Consider the following 5,813-nt stretch of genomic DNA (forward strand, 5'->3'; position numbering starts at 1 on the left):
CGCTTCGCTGTAACACCAGATATTTCATAAGAAGTATGAAATGTGAAGAATCGTTCTCAAACATGGAAATCTCATGCTCCGATTCGACGGAAAAGCGCCCCAGAAAACTGAATTTCAGAGTGTTCATCATGCTTTTCTTCTCTCGCTCCCTCCGCAGAAGACGTTCCGGTTTTTCTCCTGAACATACTTTTCTCTTCTTATTAATAAAGCTCCTGACAAAGTTCTTAAAAATTCATATCGCATGGATTAACCTGGTGAGGAAGCGCTGATTAAGTGCCCTGAAACCTTGTGGGAGGATTTCGGTCTGAGGGGGTGAAGACTGGTGCAGGCAACCTTTGCTCCCCTGAACCTAATCAGCGCTCATTCAAATGATACGTTGTCATTCTATTCCTTCTTTTCGGGCCGTGGGCCTGCGGGAATCGTCTCGAGATGGCGCGAAAAAACTCTTGACAGGCATTATTTTTTATGAGTCGGAACCTGTTGATTAACAGCTGAAATGGCGCGACCATTTATCACATTATTGGCATTAAGTCAAGATGTTTTTTCGGCTCTGAAAGGATGCATTTCAGATAAACCCAGCATTGAACTGAATCCGCGGTGTCTCTTTTTTCAGGGGAGATGCGTTTTGCCTGTATGATTGATCCCAAAATCATTATGTGAGAAGAAAAAACATAACAGGAGAGAAAAGGAGACCAGCTACGTCATGGCGACTGATTTTCTGGAGGCGTTGGCGGACAGTAATGCAGTCGGGCTGTACATCGAAGAGGGAATTTCCATGTGCGGCGGAGAGGCAGAGCTTTATCGGGAGGTGCTTGCCAGTTTTTGCGACGATTTACAAAAACGGTTGTCGTTTCTGGTTTCGGCCCCGATGGATGAGAATGGGATGAAAGACTTCATAATTCAGGCTCACGCAATAAAAAACCTTTGTGCGGTAGTGGGCGCCGGGCCGCTGAGCCTTGACGCGCTGAACCTGGAGCTGGATGGAAAAGCGGGTGATTTTGGAGCCGTGAAAAAAAATCTGCCCGCTTTCCGGGAAAAACTGTTGCTCCTTCTGGAATATCTCGATGAAATACCCCTGGAGGGAGACTTTTCCGAGACAGGAACCGAAATTGCCGCTTTCGATGGATAAATGGGTTGGATAATAAGACTTAGGAGGCTTAACTGCTTTGTCCATTCATTCTCGGCTTGCGAAGGCTCACCATTCCAGACTCAAACTGAAATGGCTGCCTGAAACGATTCTTGATGCTCTTCAGGACGGTATTATGGTCCTCGACCAGTCGCTGCGCATCGCCTACGCGAACCCGGCGGAGCAAAAGTGGCTGATAGTCCCTTTAAGGAAGGGGCTCAAATGTTACGAGGGGCTGTTCAAACGCGAGGAGCCCTGCGACAACTGCCCCGTGCTGCAGGCGTTTCAGGACGGCCAAAACCACACCTGCCCGTTGTTTTACTCCAATGTTTTCGTGGGATGGTACCACCTCCAGGCCTCTCCCATACCGGAGCCGGGCGGCGGCAAACCCCGCTACGTCATTGAGTCCGTCCGCAACGTCACCAGTCAGTTCCGCAGGGAAGAAAATCTTCAGTCTCAGAATACCCTGATATCTGAAGTTCTCAACTCCCTGGAGGACGGCATCATGACCCTGACCGAGGGAGTGGAGCTGCCTTTCATCAACGACATGTTCAAAACGTTCTTTACCAGCCTGGACACGATACGGCCCAACGAATCCATGGACAGAGTACGCAGTATTTTTGCCCCCCAGATCACCGATGCGGAAGAGTTTTTCAAAGCGGTGGAATACGTGAGAAAGCATCGGAATCCTTACTCGACGGTTATTCACCTGAAAGACGGGAGAATCTGCCGGCTGGTGGGCAAGGTCGTCCCCACCGGACTCGGGCTGAAGGGCGAATCCGAGGTCTGGACCATCAGAGACATTACGAAAGAACTGACCGAGGAAAGACATGCCCGGGAGATGGAAAAGGTCGTGGAACACTTCTCCCTTCCCGTGTTTCGGCTGAACCAGGGAGGAAAAATTCTGTACGTCAACAACTCCACGACGCAAAGCCTGAAATTTCAGCAGGAAGCGCTTCTGGACAAATATATATGGGAACTTATCCACCCCGGCTTCCGGGAAAAATGGCCTGAAGTCATAAAGGAACTGCAGGACAGCGGCACCTGCCATTTTGACGGGACGATGATCCGGGAGGACGGCTCCGCCTTTCAGGCCTCCTTTTTCTGCGATTTGTTCGAGCACAAGCCCGACTCTCTCCTCACCCTCTGCGTTCAGGATTTGACCGAACAGGTCAGCCGTATTGAGGCGGAGCAAAAAACCATCGCAATGTCCCAGTTTTTGGCGACCATGAGTCATGAGATGCGGACTCCGCTCAATTCCATCATCGGCGGGCTCGACCTTCTGCCCATGGACAACTTCACCTTCGACCAGATCGACTACATGCGCAACATGAAAGGAATGGCCCACATCCTGCTGGGCCTCATCAACGACACCCTCGACCTGTCCAGAATCGAGGCGGGTATGTTGGAGCTCGAATCGAAGCCCTACAACCTTCACTCCGTTTTCGACGACATCGTGTCCGTTTTTCACGTGACGGCAAGGACGAAGGGGTTGGAGTTCCGCTCCTCCTATTCTGTGGGGACAGACGTGCTGCTGGGAGACGAACTGCGGGTCCGGCAGCTTTTCACCAACATCGTCTCCAACGCCGTCAAGTACACCCGAAAGGGGTTCGTGGAGCTTTCGGTCCGGCGGGAAAACAGGAACGGAATGGATTACATCTCCGTGAACGTGAAGGACACCGGCCTTGGGATAAAAGAAGAAGATAAACACAAACTTTTCAACCGCTTCTCCCAGGTGAACAGAAGAGAAAATCGCGGAATCGAGGGCACGGGCCTTGGGCTTGCCATCGTCAGGAACATCCTGGACAAGATGGACGGTTTCGTGGAGGTGAAAAGCGAATACGGCAAAGGCTCCGAGTTCACGGTCTTTTTCCCCTTCGTCGAGGGAGACGCCGAATCCCTGTGTCCCGCCGCCGAGGACAGATGGGTGCAGGTGAATGGCACAATTTCGGCGCTGGTCGTGGACGACGTGACAACCAACCTGATCGTGGCCAAGGGGTATCTTTCCAGGCACGGAATCCTGGTGGACGGAGCCGGCGGAGGGAGAGAGGCGATGGAAATGATCGCGTCGAAAGCCGCGAGAGGAGAGCGGTATGACGTCATCTTCATGGATCACATGATGCCGGGCATGGACGGCCTTGAGGCCACGAAAATTCTGCGGGCCTGGGAAAAGGAACAACGCCGGGAGGAGCGGGTTCCGGTGATCGCTCTCACGGCAAACGCGATGGGCACAAAACAGCTGTTCCTCGACGCGGATATGGACGATCTCATCACAAAGCCCATTAACAAGACCGCCCTGAACAACATCCTTCTGAAATGGCTGCCGCCTGAATCGCTCGACTCCGACGACCCGGACGCGCAACAGGAGGAAGCCTCCTGATGACAAGGATTGGGGATTTTTCAACCATGGAGACGGGCAACGCGCAAATCGACGAACAGCACCGGGAACTGTTCCGGCTGGTCAGCGATCTGGTGGACGCCTGCAGATGGGAAGACGACGCGGAGATGCTGGATGAGGCTCTGGACTTCCTCGCCGTCTGCTCGGCGCGTCACTTCGCCAGCGAGGAGGCTTTGCAGAAGAAGTTTGATTATCCGGATCTCCCGCGTCACAAAAAACTTCACGACAATTTCCGGAGGGCCCTGGACGAACTGAGGGCAAAATACGCGACGACAAATGCAATCTCCCTCAAAGAACTGAGCGAGCAGGTTCACGCGATCGCGGCGCGGTGGCTGGGAGGGCACATCGCCCGGGAGGACGCGAAGGTTGCCGCCCACATCCGCAGGAAGCTGGCCGACGCCTGACGCGCTCCTCTATGGTGATTTTGATTGATACCAATTTGCTTTCAATCAAGCGTTAATGAAGAAGCTAATGTTTGAATATCATTGCTTTTAGCTATTCTAACTTTAGGCCTTTTACTTCAAATTGGTTTAAAAATGGATTGGGAAAAAATGATCTCAATAAAAAACTGGATTCACGACTATTTGTTTTCGGAAAAATTGCCGATACAGGAGCGCCTGCTGAACGGGGTTGTTTTCTTCGGCTCGTTCGGTCTGGGACTGTTCACCCTGGTGTATATCCTCTTCTTTACGGACGAGGCCAGCGGGGACATCTCGGCCTTAGCCTTCCTGACGGTCTGCGTCTGCGTATTCCTTTTCAACTTTCAGCGGATCGTCTGTCAGAGGGAAAAGGCCGGCGCCGAACGCCAGAAAATGCTCCTGTCCTCCCTCAACAGGCTGTCCGAAACCCTGCTCACCTCTCACGAAGGCAGCGTCAAAGACGTCATCGCAGAATCTCTGACCTTCATCAAAAAACACATCGACATCGACAGCGTGTTTATCTGGAAAAATGAAGGAGAAGACAGGGATCCGCGTTACAGGGTGGTTTTTCAGTGGCGGCAGAATCCGGCTGCCCCCGCCGCGGCCCAAATGGAGTCCGTCGTCAAAGCCATGCAGGAGTGGGAGTTTCAGCTGCAGTCCGAACGATGCGTCAGGGGGCTGGTCAACTTCTCCCCGAAAATGCAGGATATCCTGGCGCCCTTCGGGATCAACACCCTGCTGATCGTTCCGGTGATCATAAAAGAATTCCTCTGGGGTTTCGTCAGCTTCGATCAGAAACATCCTGTGAAACATCATCCCGCGCAGGGCCGTCCCGCGTTAAGCGAAAGCATCTATACCCCCTCGGAGGAAGACGTTCTCCGCTCGACGGCCATATTGACCGTGAATGCCCTCATTCGGGCGGAGGCCATCGAGGACCTGAACGCGGCTCTGGAGCAGATGAAGATGAGCTCCGAGGTCAAAAGCAAATTCCTCGCCGACATGAGCCCCGAAATCCGCGCTTCCCTCAACGCCATTATCGGAATGACCAGCCAGGTGAAGAACACGGACGAGAAGGAAATGAAGCTCTGTCTGGAGAAAATCAACATCTCCTCCAGGCACCTTCTGAATGTCGTCAATGACGTGCTGGACATGTCGAAAATGCACGCGGGCGAGTTGGAACTGGACACAGAAGACTTCAACTTCAGAGAAGTCATGCGGGTTGCGGTGGACCTTATTGCTTTTCAGACGGACGTCAGTTCGGATAAATTAGTCGTCGCCACAGACGAAAACATCCCCAAATGGCTCATTGGCGACGGCAGGCGTCTCCTGCAGGTATTGAGCAGCCTGTTGTCCAACGCCGTGAAATTTGCCTCCCCGGAAGGGACGGTTACGCTGGACTCACGGCTTGTGGGCGAATATGACGGGCTGTCCAAAATTCAGATCCGGATCAGCAGCATCGGAACTGACATCGGCGAGGAACAGCAGAACAGGATTTTCCAGGTGTTCAGTCAATCCGGCAGCATCTTCACCCGCAAATTGAGCGGAAGGGGTTTAAGGCTTGCCCTGTCGAAAAACATTGTAGAAATCATGGGAGGCAATATCTCCGTAGAGTCCGAACCCGGCAGCTTATCCTTCATTTTCACGGTCAGGCTCCGCAGGGGGGAACCCGCCCGTCTGCGAGTCAAAACCGGGTAGAACGTGAAGATCAGGTGGGACTGACGACAATGCTGACGGCTTTGGTCTGACTGTTGACAACCCCGCCGCCCAATTCAGGAAACAGCATTTTCGGGTTTCAGAGCAAACCAATTTATACATTTCGAGGAGGTCATGTAAAGTGAAAAATTTGATCGCGGCCCTGTGCGTCGCGGCT

The 5,813-nt window shown here is 52.8% G+C and carries 4 protein-coding genes; all 4 read left to right on the plus strand.

Annotation, left to right across the window (positions count from 1 at the left end):
- Window positions 1-703 precede the first annotated feature (703 nt).
- The 4 genes from LBR61_11760 (at window position 704) to LBR61_11775 (ending at window position 5,638) form a co-directional block, all read left to right on the plus strand.
- Window positions 704-1,129, plus strand: a complete 426-nt coding sequence (locus LBR61_11760; GenBank protein ID MDR1732759.1) for a hypothetical protein — start codon at window positions 704-706, stop codon at window positions 1,127-1,129.
- Between the two features lie 37 nt (window positions 1,130-1,166).
- Window positions 1,167-3,506 carry a response regulator gene (locus LBR61_11765; GenBank protein ID MDR1732760.1) on the plus strand — a complete coding sequence of 780 codons (2,340 nt, stop codon included), beginning with the start codon at window positions 1,167-1,169 and terminating at the stop codon, window positions 3,504-3,506.
- Window positions 3,506-3,928 carry a hemerythrin family protein gene (locus LBR61_11770; protein ID MDR1732761.1) on the plus strand — a complete coding sequence of 141 codons (423 nt, stop codon included), beginning with the start codon at window positions 3,506-3,508 and terminating at the stop codon, window positions 3,926-3,928. The genes LBR61_11765 and LBR61_11770 overlap by 1 nt, the downstream gene beginning before the upstream one ends.
- A 147-nt stretch (window positions 3,929-4,075) precedes the next feature.
- On the plus strand, window positions 4,076-5,638 hold the full coding sequence (locus LBR61_11775; protein ID MDR1732762.1) for a hypothetical protein: 1,563 nt from the start codon (window positions 4,076-4,078) through the stop codon (window positions 5,636-5,638).
- Window positions 5,639-5,813 lie beyond the last annotated feature (175 nt).

It is taken from the genome of Synergistaceae bacterium (genome assembly GCA_031272035.1).
Classification (GTDB): Bacteria; Synergistota; Synergistia; order Synergistales; family Aminobacteriaceae; genus JAISSA01.